This window comes from Gracilimonas sp., from assembly GCF_040218225.1.
Taxonomy (GTDB): domain Bacteria; phylum Bacteroidota; class Rhodothermia; order Balneolales; family Balneolaceae; genus Gracilimonas.
On sequence record NZ_JAVJQO010000008.1, the window covers coordinates 154,696 to 171,495 of the forward strand.

Annotated in this window: 11 protein-coding genes; 4 read left to right on the forward strand and 7 right to left on the reverse strand. The window is 42.3% G+C overall.

Annotation, left to right across the window (positions count from 1 at the left end):
- The first annotated feature begins 30 nt into the window (after positions 1 to 30).
- Complete coding sequence (locus RIB15_RS11960) at positions 31 to 441, forward strand: DUF6122 family protein (RefSeq protein ID WP_350202393.1); 411 nt, start codon at positions 31 to 33, stop codon at positions 439 to 441.
- Positions 442 to 498: 57 nt separating this feature from the next.
- Here the strand turns inward: RIB15_RS11960 and lon are convergent, their stop codons facing one another.
- From lon to RIB15_RS11995, 7 genes are all read right to left on the reverse strand, one after another.
- Complete coding sequence (gene lon / locus RIB15_RS11965) at positions 499 to 3,042, reverse strand: endopeptidase La (protein WP_350202394.1); 2,544 nt, start codon at positions 3,040 to 3,042, stop codon at positions 499 to 501.
- A 127-nt stretch (positions 3,043 to 3,169) separates the two neighbouring features.
- Positions 3,170 to 4,627, reverse strand: coding sequence for a DUF5723 family protein (locus tag RIB15_RS11970; protein WP_350202395.1), 1,458 nt, complete (start codon positions 4,625 to 4,627; stop codon positions 3,170 to 3,172).
- A gap of 94 nt (positions 4,628 to 4,721) precedes the next feature.
- A complete protein-coding gene (locus RIB15_RS11975; protein WP_350202396.1) occupies positions 4,722 to 7,007 on the reverse strand; it encodes an ATP-dependent helicase in 2,286 nt (761 codons plus the stop codon).
- A gap of 39 nt (positions 7,008 to 7,046) precedes the next feature.
- On the reverse strand, positions 7,047 to 9,668 hold the full coding sequence (locus tag RIB15_RS11980; RefSeq protein WP_502881379.1) for a valine--tRNA ligase: 2,622 nt from the start codon (positions 9,666 to 9,668) through the stop codon (positions 7,047 to 7,049).
- 190 nt (positions 9,669 to 9,858) lie between these two features.
- The gene (gene rsmB, locus RIB15_RS11985) at positions 9,859 to 11,178 is read right to left on the reverse strand and encodes a 16S rRNA (cytosine(967)-C(5))-methyltransferase RsmB (protein WP_350202398.1); all 1,320 of its coding nucleotides are present in this window, start codon (positions 11,176 to 11,178) and stop codon (positions 9,859 to 9,861) included.
- Positions 11,179 to 11,354: 176 nt separating this feature from the next.
- Positions 11,355 to 12,941, reverse strand: a complete 1,587-nt coding sequence (locus tag RIB15_RS11990) for a DUF4139 domain-containing protein (protein WP_350202399.1) — start codon at positions 12,939 to 12,941, stop codon at positions 11,355 to 11,357.
- Between the two features lie 114 nt (positions 12,942 to 13,055).
- Positions 13,056 to 13,799 carry a hypothetical protein gene (locus RIB15_RS11995; protein ID WP_350202400.1) on the reverse strand — a complete coding sequence of 248 codons (744 nt, stop codon included), beginning with the start codon at positions 13,797 to 13,799 and terminating at the stop codon, positions 13,056 to 13,058.
- Between the two features lie 215 nt (positions 13,800 to 14,014).
- Between RIB15_RS11995 and atpD the strand changes: the two genes are divergently transcribed.
- The 3 genes from atpD (at position 14,015) to RIB15_RS12010 (ending at position 16,800) form a co-directional block, all read left to right on the forward strand.
- On the forward strand, positions 14,015 to 15,514 hold the full coding sequence (atpD, locus tag RIB15_RS12000) for a F0F1 ATP synthase subunit beta (protein ID WP_350202401.1): 1,500 nt from the start codon (positions 14,015 to 14,017) through the stop codon (positions 15,512 to 15,514).
- Positions 15,515 to 15,531: 17 nt separating this feature from the next.
- Positions 15,532 to 15,789, forward strand: coding sequence for an ATP synthase F1 subunit epsilon (gene atpC, locus RIB15_RS12005; protein WP_350202402.1), 258 nt, complete (start codon positions 15,532 to 15,534; stop codon positions 15,787 to 15,789).
- A 105-nt stretch (positions 15,790 to 15,894) separates the two neighbouring features.
- Positions 15,895 to 16,800, forward strand: coding sequence for a DUF4350 domain-containing protein (locus tag RIB15_RS12010; protein ID WP_350202403.1), 906 nt, complete (start codon positions 15,895 to 15,897; stop codon positions 16,798 to 16,800).

Here is a 16,800-nt window from a genome sequence, read left to right on the forward strand (position 1 = left end):
AAAAATAAGGAAGGAAAAGAGATTAACAATATGGTTTTATCAAAAGATGAAGATCCCGTATATCACTATCTTGGTTTTCACTCATATACTTTTTTAATGCTGCACATACTTCTTCATTTTATTATTCCGCTGATTGTTGCTTGGGTATTCTTTCGTAAGAAGTGGAAATCGGCTTTTCTTATTCTGATAGCAACAATGATCGTAGATGTGGATCATTTATTAGCGAATACCGTGTATGATCCGAACCGGTGTTCGATCGGTTTTCACCCTCTACATACGGTTTGGGCAATATTGTTCTACATGTCAATGTTCATGGTTCCTTTCTTTTTGAAGTCTAAAAAGCTTTCGGAAAAAGCGGGGAAGTGGAATCATTGGATACAGGTGGCAGGGCTAGGGCTACTTATTCATATGGCACTTGATGGGCTGGATTGCTTTATATGAATAAAAAAAGAGCGGGTTTATGCCCGCTCTTTAAGATTAGTTTAGCATTTGTTTTGACTAGTCATCATCTCGACTAACTACGTCAACGTCTTTAGCCGGCATCTTACCATTTTTACCAGTTACTGAAGCTTTGTGGGCTTCACTTACTTTAAAGAAATCAGAAGCATCCTGTACGGGTTCATCTTCAAGGATGATGTCCAGCAATGGATCCATGCGCTCCAGGTATTCTACTTCCAGGTCACCAAGTACTTCTTCTTCGATCTCAGCTACATCCTTTTCGTTTTTCTTTGGAAGTAACACTTTCTTGATTCCGGCACGCTTGGCCGCCAGCACTTTTTCTTTGATTCCACCAACAGGCAGAACAAGTCCGCGAAGGGTGATCTCGCCGGTAAGGGCAATGGTGCCTTTCACTTTACGTTGAGTGAAAATAGAAGCAATGGCTGACATTAGCGATACTCCGGCAGAGGGTCCGTCTTTTGGAACTGCTCCGGCTGGTACGTGAACATGTAAATCCCAATACTTGAAAGCTTCCTCGGGAATACCAATTTCTTCGGAATGTGCTTTCAGATAGGAAACAGCCAACATAGCTGATTCTTTCATCACATCACCAAGCTGACCGGTGATATTGAGTTTGCCCGAACCTTTCGACACGCTGGCCTCGATAAATAAGATATCACCACCGTATGGTGTCCAGGCCATCCCGGTAGCAACGCCAGGGACTGTAGTTCGTTCTGCTGCATCACTAAAGAATTTTCGTTTGCCAAGAAATTCTTCTACATCATCCGCTTCAACATCAAATTCTTCGATTTCACCAGAAGCTATTTTGGCAGCTACACCACGGCAACAACCAGCGATTTGTCGCTCCAGGTTACGTACCCCGGATTCACGGGTATATTGATCGATGAGACGCTCTATTGACTCATCAGTGAAAGAAATCTGCTCTTTCTTGAGTCCATTTTCTTCAATTTGCTTGGGTATCAGATACTTTTTGGCAATCTGTGTTTTTTCTTCCAGCGTGTATCCACTAATATTGATGATTTCCATACGATCTTTTAGCGGAGCCGGAATGGTATCCAGAGAATTTGCCGTAGCAATGAACATCACCTTAGACAGGTCATATTCGAGCTCGAGGTAATTGTCAGTAAATGTATCATTTTGTTCAGGGTCAAGTACCTCAAGCAAGGCAGATGTAGGGTCGCCTCTGTAATCGGCACCAACTTTATCAATTTCATCCAGCATAATAACCGGATTTCCTTTCCCGGCTTTCTTCATGGCCCGGATAATTCGTCCGGGGAGAGCCCCAATGTAGGTTCTGCGGTGACCCCTAACTTCGGCTTCATCACGAATTCCACCTAAACTAAATCGCTCAAATTCTCGATTTAACGCTCTTGCAATGGATTTACCTAAACTGGTTTTACCGACACCCGGAGGGCCGTAAAAACAAAGAATAGGGGCTTTCATGTCTTGTTTTAGCTTTAACACAGCCAGGTATTCGACAATACGTTTCTTAACTTTCTCGAGTCCGTAATGATCCTCATCCAGCACTTTACGGGCGTATTCAAGATCAAGCTTGTCTTCAGAAAATTCTTCCCAGGGTAGATCTAAAATCCATTCCACATAACTATAGATTATACCATAGTTAGGGGATGCATTTGGAGTCATCTCCAATCGCTGCAATTCTTTTTCAGCAGTTTCTCTGGCTTCGTCTGGAAGTTTTTTAGCGTTAAGTTTGTCCCGAAGCTTTTCGATATCCTGTTGTTCAGCATCTTCACCCAGCTCTTCCTGAATCGCCTTCATTTGTTGGCGGAGGTAGAACTCCCTCTGCTGATCGTCAATATCCGATTTTACTTTAGTACGGATTTTCTCACTCATATCCAGCACCTGAACTTCCTTCTCGAGGAATTCCATAACCTTATCAAGATTCTCAGAAAACTTACGAATCTCCAGCAGTGACTGCTTATCTGATATGGATACATTCAAATTGGAAGAAATGAAGTTCAACAGGAAGGTAGGGCTGTTGATGTTGTTGACCGCTATAGATGCCTCAGAAGGAATATTCGGAGACATGTTGATAATCTTGGTAGCCGTTTCTTTTATGTTTCGAACCGAAGCATCCAGCTCCAGTCCTTCGATATCCATTTCTTTACTGTAAGGTTCTACATCTGCCTTAAAGTAGGGGGAGCTTTGAGTGAATTTTTTAACCTTAAAATTGGATTTGCCCTGAATTACGATGCTTTTACTGCCATCGGGCATTTTAATAAGCTTCAGAATTTGGGCAACGGTTCCAATCTTATGAAGATCCTTGTACTCTGGTTCTTCAATGTCCTCATTCTTTTGTGTGACAACACCAATTGTTTTGTCCCCATCATAGGCTTCTTTAACCAAAGCCAGAGAACGGTCTCGGCCAACAGTGATAGGCACAACAACCCCAGGAAATAATACAGTGTTCTTTAAAGGGAGAATAGGTAGGGAATCGGGGATTTCGGCTTCCGTCAGTTCTTTTTCTTCCTCTTCCGACATCAGAGGTATAGCCTGCTCAAAGTCATCAAAATTATCGTCAGACTGGTCGAAGTTCTCAAAAAAATCAAAGCGCTGTTTCATAAATAAAAATATCTGCAGTTTTTTCGTTTGATGTTTAGAATGCAAATACGAAGCCATATCATTCACTCAAAACAAAGCGTCAGAAACACCCGCTGCCTGTCAGTAATGTAGGGCAAAGTGGCAGTCTTTAAAAGTGGAACTGAAGGGTAGCTACCGAAACTCCGGTTATTGTGGGTTGATTTGTGAGTGAGTTGGGTGTAAAGAGGGCGGCAACCGAAAAATCCCAGTTCTTTGTTTCAATAGCTGTACCTACACTCAGAAAATCCGGACGTTCAGCCTTAAACTGTACACCGCCCCGGAACGGCAGAAACTTTAAGGGGCGCAGTTCAATTCCAAAAGAGGAAATTATTTGGGTTGAATTAAAAGCATTGTTTGTGAGTCCGATACTTACATCACCCATCAGCTTTAATCGGTTTATTTCAAGCAAGGCACCTCCATGAACGGCCATCGGTAAAAGCGAGGAGAAAGAAGTTCTGTTTCTGTTCGTATTCAGGAAAGGGTTATTTTCAGCATATTGTTCAATAAAAGAAATGTACTGCCCTTTGGTGCCGGTAAACATTTCATTACTGACAGTATTCGGCACTACAGCATTATTGGTAGTGTCGAGGTCAGTAGATATCGTAAGTTCGTTGTTGTTATAAGAAACAAAGCCAATGTCAGTCATGGCAAAAGACAACCGTAGAGATTTTCGGGTTGGCTGCTGATCAGGACGAATGGCAGAAAGATCATTTCCAAGAGTGAGCAGATAGGTAACACCGATATCCAACCCGGCACCAACTCCGTCAAAAGTGAAATAGTCGTTATTAAAAGCGCGGGCATTGGCATTTTCAATATTGGTACCGTTCAGGTATGCTTGGGTAGATGAAGCAAATTCCCCGGTGGCATCGTAGGAAAAAGACTGAATTCTTTGTATGGAATTTTCTTGCTGTTCGTAAACATTTTCCCATGCCGCATTCTGGTAATTTCCACTAACTACAATTTTTGGAGCAATTCCGATAATGAAATTATCGAGCCGGGGGGTTAACCCTGTTAAAAATTGGAAAGACTCAGCATATCCAAAAGAGACTTCATGCAATGTCTGATATCTGTGGATTAAGGTTCGATCAAGTACGGTATTCCCGTCTCTATCTTCCTGAAATTCATTTAAATACCAACCCTTGCCAACACGAAAGTTCGAGGAAGTGCGTGTTCTGATTGCCAGCGAAAAAGAATGATTTTCTCTTTTCCATTTCATGCCAAGAATAGTGGCGTCGTACCGGGTGGTGTTATTGGAGAGCGAAGCATTACGTGGATAATTCTCATCCAATATTTCATCCCGGTTCGAATCAAATGAGGTCATATTACCGGATTCGTAGGCAGCCAGATAATCCCGGGCATTTTCATATTGCAGATTTGGAGTGTCAAAATTCTGAAAAGGATTAAAGAAAAACCCCCCGATACCAACTCCGATTGAGAAGTTTCCTTCCCGGTCTCTGATCATGAGGTTAGCAGGGTTATAAAAATTAGCATTATAATCGGTAATGTAGGTACTTCCACCACCTCCGAGAGCCATGTTTCTTGGAGTGATTACAGGTTGTGCAAGCACGGAAACGGTACTTAAACACAGGAATAGAAATATAAATATAGCCTGCCTACTGTACATAATTTTATTGAGCTAACGTGGGGTAATGTGCTATTTACTAATCAATTACCTGCAAAGGTGCTGCTCTGAGCATTAACTTTTTTTGTCCTCTATTTTTGAAAAATACAACAACTTTGGCATCTGTTCCTAATCCTGATCTGGAAATGATCTTTCCCGGGCCAAATTTGGAGTGCATTACCTTGGTACCAACCTGGAAAGGATCTTCCCCATCTTCATAATCATAATGAATGGTAGCGGAGGGGGATTTATAGGTTTTCTTTGTGTGAGATTGTTTCCAGTCGTATTCTATGGTTGTGTCAGAATTGCCTGATGATTTATTTTCGAACCGATCTTTTTTCTGAGTGATGGTTGCGCCTGTCTCTGTCTGTACAACTCCAGCGTCAACTTCATCCAAAAAGCGGGAACGTCCCTGACGCATTTCTTCACCAAATTTAAAACGGCTTCTGCAATGACTGAAGTATAAACGTTCTTCAGCCCGCGTAATAGCCACGTAAAATAACCGTCGTTCCTCTTCTATATCCACATCAAAATTATCCCGGGCGCCCATAGGGAAGAGGTTTTCTTCCAGTCCAACAATGAATACACAAGGGAATTCAAGTCCTTTAGAAGCGTGAACTGTCATCAAAGTGATGGCAGGTTTATCTTCATCAAACTTGTCAGTATCGGTAATCAGACTTATCTCCTGAAGGAAAGCACTTAAAGAGGGTTTCTCTTTTCCTTTTTCGTAATAAGAGATCGCATTCTGAAGTTCAATGATGTTATCCCTTCGCATCATCGATTCGTGAGAATTTTCTTCAACCAGTGCCCGCATATAACCCGATTGCTCCAGCATGGCCTTCACGGTGTCCATAATACTTTCGCCGTTTTCGAGGTTGCTTCTAAGGCGGTTAATCATATCCACAAACTCACGTACGCGAGCTTTTGCTGGTTTGTAGACGTCAAGGTCTTCAATGTCCTGAATGATATTCCAGATAGAACTGCTTTCTTCCCGGGCCTGCTTGATCAAGTCCTGAATAGATTTATTACCAATCCCACGGGAAGGTTCATTGATGATTCGAAGCAAGTTGGTTTCATCATGAGGATTAACCAGAAGCGTCAAATAGGCCAGCACATCTTTGATTTCTTTACGCTGATAGAAGGATAGCCCGCCCACTAACTGGTAAGCTAAATCCTTGCGCCGAAGCGCTTCTTCAAACACACGTGACTGATAATTCGTCCGATACAGAATAGCAAAATCATTGTTCTTGTAGCCATGTTTGATATTCAGATTTTGAATATGGCTGGCTACACGATTGGCTTCATCACGTTCGTCAAAGTTTTCCAGAACGGTGATGCGCTCACCATAATCCTGCTCGGTCCATAGGGTTTTGTCCAGTTGCTTGGTATTCTGCTTGATAATAGAATCTGCACACTGCAGGATAGCTTTTGTAGAACGATAATTCTGCTCCAGAGGAACCTGAGTGGCGTTCTCATAGTCTTCCTTAAAGTTCAGGATATTAGAGATGTCAGCTCCGCGAAAAGAGTAAATACTTTGGGCATCATCACCCACCACACAGATATTTTCGTACTTGGCGGCTAAGAGCTTGGTTACTTTATACTGTGCATGGTTGGTATCCTGGTACTCATCAATAAGGATATACTTAAAACGGTCCTGATACTTTTCCAGAATTTCCGGGTGCTCTTCGAATAGCTGAATAGGCTTCACCAATAGGTCATCGAAATCCATAGCGTTACTCTGCTTCAAACGCTTGTTATAGATTTTATAGACCCGGGCAGTGATGTCATCCAGCGTGCTGCTCACAAAGCGATCCTGATACATGTCCGCTTCAATAAGCTGATTTTTGGAGTCACTGATCTTGTTATGGATAGTTTTTGGCTTGATCTCTTTGGGATCAAAGTTCAGTTCCTGAAGAATCTGCTTAATAACCGTTTGTGAATCACTGGTGTCATAAATGGTGAAGTCAGAACCAAACCCTATTTTATCGGCTTCAAACCGCAAAATCTTGGAGAAGATAGAGTGGAAGGTGCCCATCCAGAGTTTTTTGGCCTTATCACCAATCAGGTTCTGAATCCTTTCTTTCATTTCCCGGGCGGCCTTATTGGTAAAGGTAAGTGCCAGAATTTGTTCGGGTGCTGCTTTGTACTGCTGAAGGAGATAAGCAATCCGGTAAGTCAATACCCTTGTTTTTCCGGAACCGGCACCAGCTACAATAAGCAGTGGGCCATCGGTATGGGTGACGGCCTGCTTCTGCTGTTTATTAAGCCCTGAAAGAAAATCAGGCCTTCCTTTAGGTTCTTCAGATGGAAGTGAAAATGTTTTCATAAAAATGATGCTTTAACCACTAATAATGTAAAGCCGTGGTTATCCTTCAAAATCTTTTAGCTGCTCACGCAGTTTAGCCAGACTGTCTTCTGTATCGGCTTTCTTTTTCTTTTCAAGTTCAACGACGTTTTCGGGGGCATTATTTATAAACCCTTTATTTGCGAGCTTTTTCTCGATACCAGACAGGAATCCTTCGAGTCGATCAATCTCTTTCTGAATTCTCTCTCTTTCTTTTTCAAAATCAACCAGTCCATCCAGCGGAACAAAAATTTCGTTTCCATCCACAATAGAAGAGGAGTAAACTTTTGGTTTATCAATACCAGTTGAAACCGTTAATGACTGAATACTTTCCAGCTTCTGAAGCACAATTTTATTTTTCAGAATGGACTCAGCAGTAGACTGCTCTTTAGTACTGATCAATACATCAAGTTCTTCTTTAGGCGAAACATTTACTTCGGAGCGAATATTTCTGAGGGAAGAAACCATCTGTTGCAGGGTGCCAAAAAGCTTAATGTCAGCTTCATTCAATTTCGATTCATCGGCCTCAGGCCATTCAGAAATGAGGAGCGCTTCTTCTGCACTTCTTTCCTGAATATGCTGATAAATTTCTTCGCTGATAAACGGCATGAAAGGATGGAGGAGCTTCATAAGCTGCTCGAAGAAGCCGAGTGCGGTATTCAGTTTATCAACAGGGATTTTCTCACCGTATACCTCAGGTTTTGCCAATTCGATATACCAGTCACAGAAGTCATCCCAGATCAGGGAATATACTTTTTTGAGGGCATCGTTCAGCTTGTAGTTGTCGAAGTCCTTATTAACTTCCTGAATGGTTTGCTGAATGCGGGCCGCCATCCATCGGTCTGAAATATCATCTTTGTTGATTTCCAGTGTAGGCTCATATTTCACTCCAGCTTCCATATTCAAGGTGAGGAAACGGAAGGCATTCCAAATTTTATTACAGAAGTTCCTGCCTTGTTCGCAAAGTTTTTCATCAAAAGGCAGGTCGTTACCGGCCGGAGTCGCAAATAGCATTCCCATCCGGATTCCATCGGCTCCGTACTTCTTAATGAGCTCCAGTGGATCAGGAGAATTCCCAAGGCTCTTGCTCATCTTTCGACCTTTTTTATCCCTTACAATACCGGTGTAATACACATTGTCGAAGGGTTTGTCATCCATGTATTCATACCCGGACACAATCATTCGTGCTACCCACAGGAACATAATCTCAGGAGCAGTAACCAGATCTTTGGTTGGATAGTAGTACTGAAGTTCTTTATTGGCTTTACCAGTTCGGATATACTCCGGATCAAATACAGAAATGGGCCATAGCCAGGAAGAAAACCAAGTGTCCAGTACATCTTCATCCTGCTTAAGGTCAGAAGCTTTTAAGCCAGCATTTCCTGATTTTTCCCGGGCTTTAGAAAGGGCTTCTTCTTCAGATTTAGCAACCACATAATCATCATGGCCTTCACCAAAATAATAAACGGGTATGCGATGTCCCCACCAAAGCTGCCGGCTAATGTTCCAGTCGCGGATGTTTTCCATCCAGTGTCGATAAGAGTTTTTGAACTTTGCGGGATGAAATTCAACCGTATCGTCCATCACGTTTTCGAGAGCCGGCTTACTGAGCTGATCCATATCCACCCACCATTGGAGTGACAGGCGGGGCTCAATGGGTACATCAGTTCGTTCTGAAAAGCCCACTTTGTTTTTATAGTTTTCAACTTCTAAGAGATGTCCAGCTTCTTCCAGATCGCTGGCAATTTTCTTGCGAACGTCAAAACGGTCTTCACCTATGTATAGCTGAGCTGCTTCGCTCATGGTGCCATCGGCATTCAGCACGTCGATGGTTGCAAGGCTGTGTTTTTGACCAATTTCATAGTCATTAACATCATGAGCAGGAGTGATTTTAAGGCAACCGGTTCCGAATTCCATATCCACATAATCATCCTGAATAACGGGAATTTCACGATTGATCAAAGGCACAATCACTTTTTTCCCGTGCAGTTGTTTATAGCGCTTATCATTGGGATTTACACAAACTGCGGTATCACCTAAAATGGTTTCTGGTCGGGTAGTAGCGATGGTTACATACTCATCTTCACCCACAATCTTATACCGAACGTGATAGAGCTTGGAATCCACTTCTTTATGAATCACCTCTTCATCACTCAGTGTGGTTTGGGCAGCAGGGTCCCAGTTAATCATTCGCTCACCACGATAGATTTTACCTTTCTCATGCAGATCGATAAATACATCAATCACGCTTTCCGAATAATCCTCATCCATAGTGAAAGCCGTACGATTCCAGTCGCAACTGGCTCCCAGCTTTTTCAATTGCTCAAGGATAATTCCCCCATGCTCATGGGTCCATTCCCAGGCATGTTCCAGAAACTCCTCGCGGGACAGGTCTTTTTTGGTAATTCCCTTTGAGCGAAGTTTGCGTACTACTTTTGCTTCTGTGGCAATGGAGGCATGGTCGGTTCCGGGAACCCAGCAGGCGTTATAGCCCTGCATTCGGGCGCGGCGAACCAGAACGTCCTGAATGGTATTGTTCAGCATGTGTCCCATATGGAGCACACCGGTAACATTGGGAGGAGGGATAACTACGGTGAAAGATTCTCGTTCATCCGGTTCAGAATGGAAATAGTTATTCTCCATCCAGTAGGCATACCATTTATCCTCAACTTTAGAGGCGTCGTATTGTGCGGGAATTTCTTTACTCAAAACTTCAGTTATTTAAACTAATTGGTTCCGACGCAGAGCGTGCGGAACCAGTTTACTATGGTTGAATGTATTAATAAAGCCTCGCTCTACACGCTCTGCGTTGGAGCGATTGTTTGTAAACTTATTATTTAACTCGTTTAAGGAGTACACCAAAGTGACCGTCACATCCATGCTTATGCGGGAATGTTTGATAGGCTTTACCTTCTTCAGCCAGTACTTCTTCCGGCAGGTAGTCTTCCAGCGGCTCGAGTTCAAAGTTGTCGTACTTTTCAAGGAACTTGGTGATTTGCTCCATATTCTCTTCCGGCTCAAGTGAACAGGTGCTGTATACCAAACGTCCACCACGCTTCACCATGTTGGCAGCTTCTTCCAGCAACTGCTCCTGAAGCTCAACTGCGTTTTTTAATCCTTCTTCGTCACGTCTCCAGCGCAGGTCGGCTCGTTTACTCAGAACACCGGTACCTGTACAAGGTGCGTCTAAAAGAACGGCATCTGCCAGTCCGAGAGAGACTTCAAGTACATCTCCTCGGCGTATTTTTATATTCTCAGCCCCATAGTTAAGCGCACTTTCGGCCAGTTTCTCTAATCTTGGAGAAGAAATATCTACAGAGAGAATTTCGCCTTCTGCCTGCATCAGGTCAGCCATCATAATCGACTTTGTACCAGGGGCAGCACAAAGGTCAAACACTTTTTCACCGGGTTGAGGATCCAAAATAGTAGGAGCGAATCCGGCTGCAATATCCTGAACCAGACAAATTCCTTTACTCAATAGTCCCTTTTCGATAAAAGGTTGAACAGACTCGACCTTATAATAGTAAGGCAGCCAATTGCTTGGTTCTGCTACTACATCCATCTTCTCCAGGCGGAGCTCAAAATTTTCCGGCTTGGTTCTCAGGGTATTAACTCTCACATAGTAATGTGGTCTGGTGTTGTTAGCTTGCATAAGCTGGAAGGCTTCACGTTCCCCAAAACGCTTTCTCCATCGTTCTACCATCCACTCGGGGTGAGAGAAAGTAGTAGCTACCAGTTTGTTGCGATCCTTGAATGCTGGTTTAGGAAGTTTCTCGCGATCACGCTGTAAATTTCGCATGATGGCATTCACTAAGTCACCGGTTTTAGAACCGAGTTTCATTTTAGCAATTTCGACAGCTTCATTAATAGCGGCATAATCAGGGGTGCTGTCCATAAACAGCATATCATAAATAGCCAACCGGAGTATATTCTTTAATCCGGGCTTCATTTCAGCTACAGAAACGCTGGAAAATTCATCAATCAAAAAATCCAAATAGCTGCGCTTGCGTAAAATATTCTGAACGTATTCACGGACCTGTGCACGTTCTCTGGGTTCCAGTTCATTGGCCTGGTCATAATCCAGCTTTTGATTCTCATCAAAGTTTATAAGAATGTCTACACTTACCGAGCGTTCTGATAATTCAGTTTCCAAAGGAGTCGAGTTTTTAAATTGGGGTTGCCTGCTACAAAAAAAGGTGATTTCCGTCACCTTCATGCTATGGATGATGCAATAAAACGAGCCACGGTTTTAGGCGCGGCTCAATAGCTTGTAAAGATAAAATTTTAACAGGGGAGTTGCTAATGTAAGTATACTCTTTTAGCAGAATTTTAGTATCTGATTTGCTGATTTGAGGGATACTCGACCTGATAGCCGAATTGCACGGATTCAGAGCTTTTGGGAGCAAGGGTTATTGTCCAGGTTACTATACCTGTTTGTTTGTCCAGGGTTCCGCCAGAAATGCGATTAGCTTCTACCTTAATATCTTCGTTTCTGGAAACAGGAAGCTGGTCTTGAATAGTTATTGTGATTGTCTCTGACTTTGTATTTCTGATATTGATTTCCCAGGCATTTTTCTCACGTACTCTGTTTCCAAAGAAATTCCGTTCTTCAAAATCCCGGAGCTTAGTTCGTTCAATTACGATGCTTTCATCCCGCCCAAGTGAAACGGAAAGAGTGTCATTAAAAGAATTGGGGTTAATTCGGGTAGTACCGATAAAACTGTTTTCAAAATAGATGTTAGCCTCTCCGGCAATTAAATTAAGATCATCCCAGTTCGACATCTTTCCAATCAGGAAAGCATAGGGAGAATACTTAGGTATGGTGGAATAGGAGTAATCGGTATCAACTTCTGCTCGTTTAATTTCAACAGTATGTGCTTTTCCGTCTGATGGAACCGAGTATGGTGTATTTATTTTATAACTGAATGAAGTTTGGCTTTCCATTTCTTCAACAGGAGGTGGGGCAGGCAGTGCCCTTTCTGCTTCCATGAGAGCATCAGCTTCTGAATATCCGGTTACCACAACTTCACTTAGTGCTCTTTGTTTAGCCTGTGGGGGTAGCGTTTCAATAAAATCTACGTAGGTAGTAGAGATGTTGGGTAATGTCGCATTGGCCGCAGGATTACCGGAATTTATGGTTAGATTTACATCATCCCAATCCACTCCTGTGTTTTGGTAGACCTCTGCCTTGTAGTGTATGTTTATTGGTGATGAAATGCCTTCCGATCTTACATCATAAGACGGAGTCCAGCCCGCCGATCGAACCAAATAACTAAGGAAAAATGTCAAGGTTTGGTCCTGATCTGAGCTAACTTCAGCAATCACTTCAGAAAAACGTTCTCTTTGCCCACTGTTTAATTCTCTTAGTTGCGCACTGATTTTGTTTAATTCATTCTGCTTAATATTGATCTTTTGATTAATAGTAATTTGCTCTCTCTCAAGTTTAGTAGCCCGTTCACGGTAAAGATCCAGAAACTGTGTCAGCTCAGCTGCAGTTAGTTCATTATTATCAACGATGGCCGTTGTGCCTTCCAGCAACCTAATCTCACGTTGTATAACATTACGGTCAGAACTCAGAAAGTTTATTTGTTGTTGAAGTGTATCCCGCTGGTTCTCAAGTTCAATAATAGCCGGGTTCTTTTGCTGACTGGTAAAATAATTATATCTCTGAGTGATGGATAGTACGGTGAATTTTCCATCTGCTTTAAGTTGAATGCTATTTTGATTGATTGCAGAAGTGAGTTTTTTAAAAACGATAATATTCTTTCCGGCTTTTAGGTTCACATCAGCTATGCGCTGTATCTGTGCCTGCTGCCTGAAAACGGTAACCTCCTCAACATCTGAAGAAACCATAATAGAATCTGTTGGAGTGAACATGGCAGAAAATAGAGACAGAGCAAAGAAGAGGATATTCATAGATTCAATTTCTTAATTAAAGTTAGTTATTCAACATTGAGGTTGGAATAAGAAATATCCTGAATTTTTACGCTAATAAAATCTCAGGCTATTATTGTCTTATAAAAAAAGAGACTACTCAACCTCAACCAGTTTTTGGTTGTATTTAAAAGAGAATATTTCATCGTTTAAAGGCAGGTAAAGAATTACTTCATCAGCTTTTAGTGTTTTTCTGAAAAAAGTTTTACCCGTTATATAATTATCAGGTAAGAGAGTTGTTTTCCTTAGCGTTTGAGTTTTCCAATATTCTCGCTGTTGCTGGGTATCAAGCTGGTCGTATTCTATTTCTGCTGCCTGATAGCTTCTGTAAAAACGGTCTTCCTGATGGGCTCTGTACATTTCGTTTTTCTTATCCTGACTCATATCGCTGACTTCAGCTGCTACCGACATAGTTATTTCTGCTGTAGTAAGCAGAGCTGAGCTTATGCTTTGATTTATTTCCTCAGCTTGCAACCTGGAAAGTTTCTTATCAATCTCGAGTAAATGTTCTTCCGGGTTCTCAGCTTTCACAATTTTCATAGAGTCTTTCTGCATCATAACAGGTCTGTAAAAATACTTTTCAGGATCTACATTAAGCTCAGTCTCAGATTCATTATAAACTCCCATATCAAAAACGTAATAATCGCCAACTTCGCGATCGTACGTAAGTTCTACAGTTATCCCACCTTTAGATTGTGTCAGGAATTCTTGCCCCTGATGCCAGAAACGCTGTTGTTCTTCAGTTCCTTTTAATAAAGAGATTGGCTCAGGTGTTACACAACCGGAAAGAAAAAATAGGGTGGGGATGATTATTAGAAAAGGAAAGATATTTATTTTCATATAGCAGATGATTAATGTTTAACAGACTATCTAAGGTTAAAACCTTTTGCGGTAACTTAGCATCACATTTTTGTGTGAGTAAGAGGCGAAACATTTCATAAGAATTTTGATTGCCTCTCTTTATGTATCTGCCTATCTTTACCAGCCTTTGCAGTAGTGCATAATTAAGGCTACTAATTCATCAAAGCAAAACTAACAAAATCGCGATATAGCACATGAATAAAGGAACTGTAGCGCAGGTAATTGGACCTGTAGTTGATGTTGATTTTTCTGAAAGTAAAACTCCGGCTGTTCTCAACGCTCTTGAGATTAAAATGACGGACGGTTCAACCCTAACTCTCGAAGTAGCTCAACACCTTGGTGAAAATCGTGTGCGTACCATCGCGATGGACTCTACCGACGGGCTTGTTCGCGGAATGGAAGTTGTTGATACCGAAAAAGCTATTTCAATGCCGGTGGGAGAAGATATCCGAGGCCGACTATTTAATGTAGTGGGTGAATCTATTGATGGGATTGATGCTCCGGAAGGAAAGAATTCATATCCTATTCACCGACAAGCTCCAGCTTTTGATCAGCTTGCAACTTCAACTGAGATGCTTGAAACAGGCATTAAAGTTGTTGACCTGCTTTGCCCGTATGCCAAGGGTGGTAAAATTGGGTTGTTCGGTGGTGCCGGTGTAGGTAAAACCGTACTGATTCAGGAGTTGATTAACAATATTGCGAAGCAGCACGGTGGGCTTTCTGTATTTGCCGGAGTTGGTGAGCGTACGCGTGAAGGTAATGACCTTCTCCGTGAATTTATCGAGTCTGGTATTATTAACTATGGCGATGAATTCAAAGAATCTATGGAAGAAGGGAATTGGGACCTTTCCAAAGTAGATAAAACGAAATTAAAAGAATCTCAGGCTACGCTTGTATTCGGTCAGATGAACGAACCTCCGGGAGCCCGTGCACGAGTAGCACTTTCCGGACTAACAGTAGCCGAGTATTTCCGTGATGAAGTATCCCGGGACATCCTGCTCTTTATTGATAATATTTTCCGGTTTACCCAGGCCGGTTCCGAGGTGTCTGCACTTCTGGGACGGATGCCTTCAGCGGTAGGTTATCAGCCTACATTGGCTACTGAGATGGGTGACCTTCAGGAGCGTATTACTTCTACCAAAAACGGATCTATTACTTCGGTTCAGGCTGTGTATGTGCCTGCCGATGACTTGACTGACCCTGCTCCGGCAACAACCTTTACTCACCTTGATGCAACAACGGTACTTTCCCGTGCATTAACACAGATTGGTATTTATCCAGCGGTTGATCCTTTGGATTCATCTTCTACCATTCTGGATCCTAAAGTTGTGGGACAAGAGCATTATGAAATTGCCAATCGTGTAACGCGTCTGCTTCAGAACTACAAAGACCTTCAGGATATTATTGCCATTCTGGGTATGGATGAACTTTCTGATGAAGACAAGCAGGTTGTACACCGTGCCCGTCGTGTTCAGCGTTTCTTGTCACAGAACTTCCACGTGGCCGAGCAGTTTACAGGTCAGCCAGGGGTGTATGTGAAGGTGGATGAAACCGTGAAAGGCTTCAAGATGATTCTTGACGGTGAACTTGATCACCTTCCAGAGAATGCATTCTACATGGTTGGAGATATTAATGAAGCTATTCAGAAAGGCGAGAAGTTACTTGCTGAAGCCGAGAAAGAAGAAGCTGCTTAAATCAATCAGGTATTTTCATGAGCACATTTAATGCACAAATTTTAACTCCAAACGGATCTCTATTTGAGGGAGAAGTAACAGGAGTGAAGTTACCTGGAACACAGGGCAGTTTTGAAGTCAAGGCAAATCACGCGCCTATTGTTTCTACTTTGGAAAAAGGGAACGTACTGGTGCGTAAGAATGATGGAGATTCAAACTTTTCGATCTCCGGTGGATTTGTTGAAGTTAATAACAACAAACTCACATTGTTGGCAGAATCTGTAGAAGAAGCCTGATTCTGACACCATTTATTATTTAGTGTTAAGAAGCCGGTGGGAACATCGGCTTTTTTATTTGTGATATATACTATATTGGTAGTAGTAACTAAATAAATAATTCCCATGAGATTTATCTGCCTTCCGTTTTTTGCGCTTATGCCGCTTATCAGCCTGGCTCAGCAACAACCCGATACCTCTTTTACGATTAATATTGATACACCTTACTATGAGGCAGGCGAAGGACCTGTAATATGTTTTGATTCGGCGCATAATAATTTTCACACACTGAATGGAGGATTTGCTCCCACAGCCTATATACTTAGAAAAGATGGGTATCAAACAGTAGCTTTTCCCGAACCAGCGGAAGATGAAAAGAAACTGGAAACCTGCGATATTTACCTAACAGTGAATCCGCTTCATAAAAGTAATCTTGGCAATTGGCAACTTCCGAATCCTCCGGTTTATTCTGATCAAGAAGTTGACACTATCAGAGACTGGGTTGATAAAGGAGGTCGTCTTTTCCTCATAGCCGATCATATGCCATTTCCGGGAGCAGCTTCAAGTCTGGCCAAAGCTTTTGGATTCGAATTCAGTAATGGGTTTGCCCAGTTGAATAAAGAGGGAAATACTCCAGACATTTTCAGCCTGGAAAATGACAGGCTGAAGCCGAGTGCTGTTACAGATGGAATTACTTCGGTAACTTCCTTTACAGGTTCGGCCTTTAAGTATCCTTCGAAAGCATCGCCAGTCATGGTTTTCAAAGAAGGAGATCGTAGCCTGGAACCTGAGATAGCCTGGCAGTTTTCAGATACTACTAAAACAGTAGACCTTACAGGATATACTCAGGGGGCAATAATGGAGTATGGGGAGGGACGGTTAGCCGTTTTTGGAGAAGCCGCTATGTTCACCGCTCAAAAGATTACCAATGCACAAGGGGAATTTAAGTTTGGGCTCAATAACGAAAACCTGGCTCCGCAGAACCTGCAATTTTTACTGAATATTATACATTGGCTGGATGAAGGCCGGTAA

What these genes read in the sequence shown, in the direction of transcription:
- RIB15_RS11960 (WP_350202393.1), top strand. Translation starts at nt 31, where the DNA reads ATGGTTTTATCAAAAGATGAAGATCCCGTATATCACTATCTTGGTTTT.
- lon (WP_350202394.1), bottom strand. Translation starts at nt 3,042, where the DNA reads ATGAAACAGCGCTTTGATTTTTTTGAGAACTTCGACCAGTCTGACGAT.
- RIB15_RS11975 (WP_350202396.1), bottom strand. Translation starts at nt 7,007, where the DNA reads ATGAAAACATTTTCACTTCCATCTGAAGAACCTAAAGGAAGGCCTGAT.
- RIB15_RS11980 (WP_502881379.1), bottom strand. Translation starts at nt 9,668, where the DNA reads ATGGAGAATAACTATTTCCATTCTGAACCGGATGAACGAGAATCTTTC.
- RIB15_RS11990 (WP_350202399.1), bottom strand. Translation starts at nt 12,941, where the DNA reads ATGAATATCCTCTTCTTTGCTCTGTCTCTATTTTCTGCCATGTTCACT.
- RIB15_RS11995 (WP_350202400.1), bottom strand. Translation starts at nt 13,799, where the DNA reads ATGAAAATAAATATCTTTCCTTTTCTAATAATCATCCCCACCCTATTT.
- atpD (WP_350202401.1), top strand. Translation starts at nt 14,015, where the DNA reads ATGAATAAAGGAACTGTAGCGCAGGTAATTGGACCTGTAGTTGATGTT.
- atpC (WP_350202402.1), top strand. Translation starts at nt 15,532, where the DNA reads ATGAGCACATTTAATGCACAAATTTTAACTCCAAACGGATCTCTATTT.
- RIB15_RS12010 (WP_350202403.1), top strand. Translation starts at nt 15,895, where the DNA reads ATGAGATTTATCTGCCTTCCGTTTTTTGCGCTTATGCCGCTTATCAGC.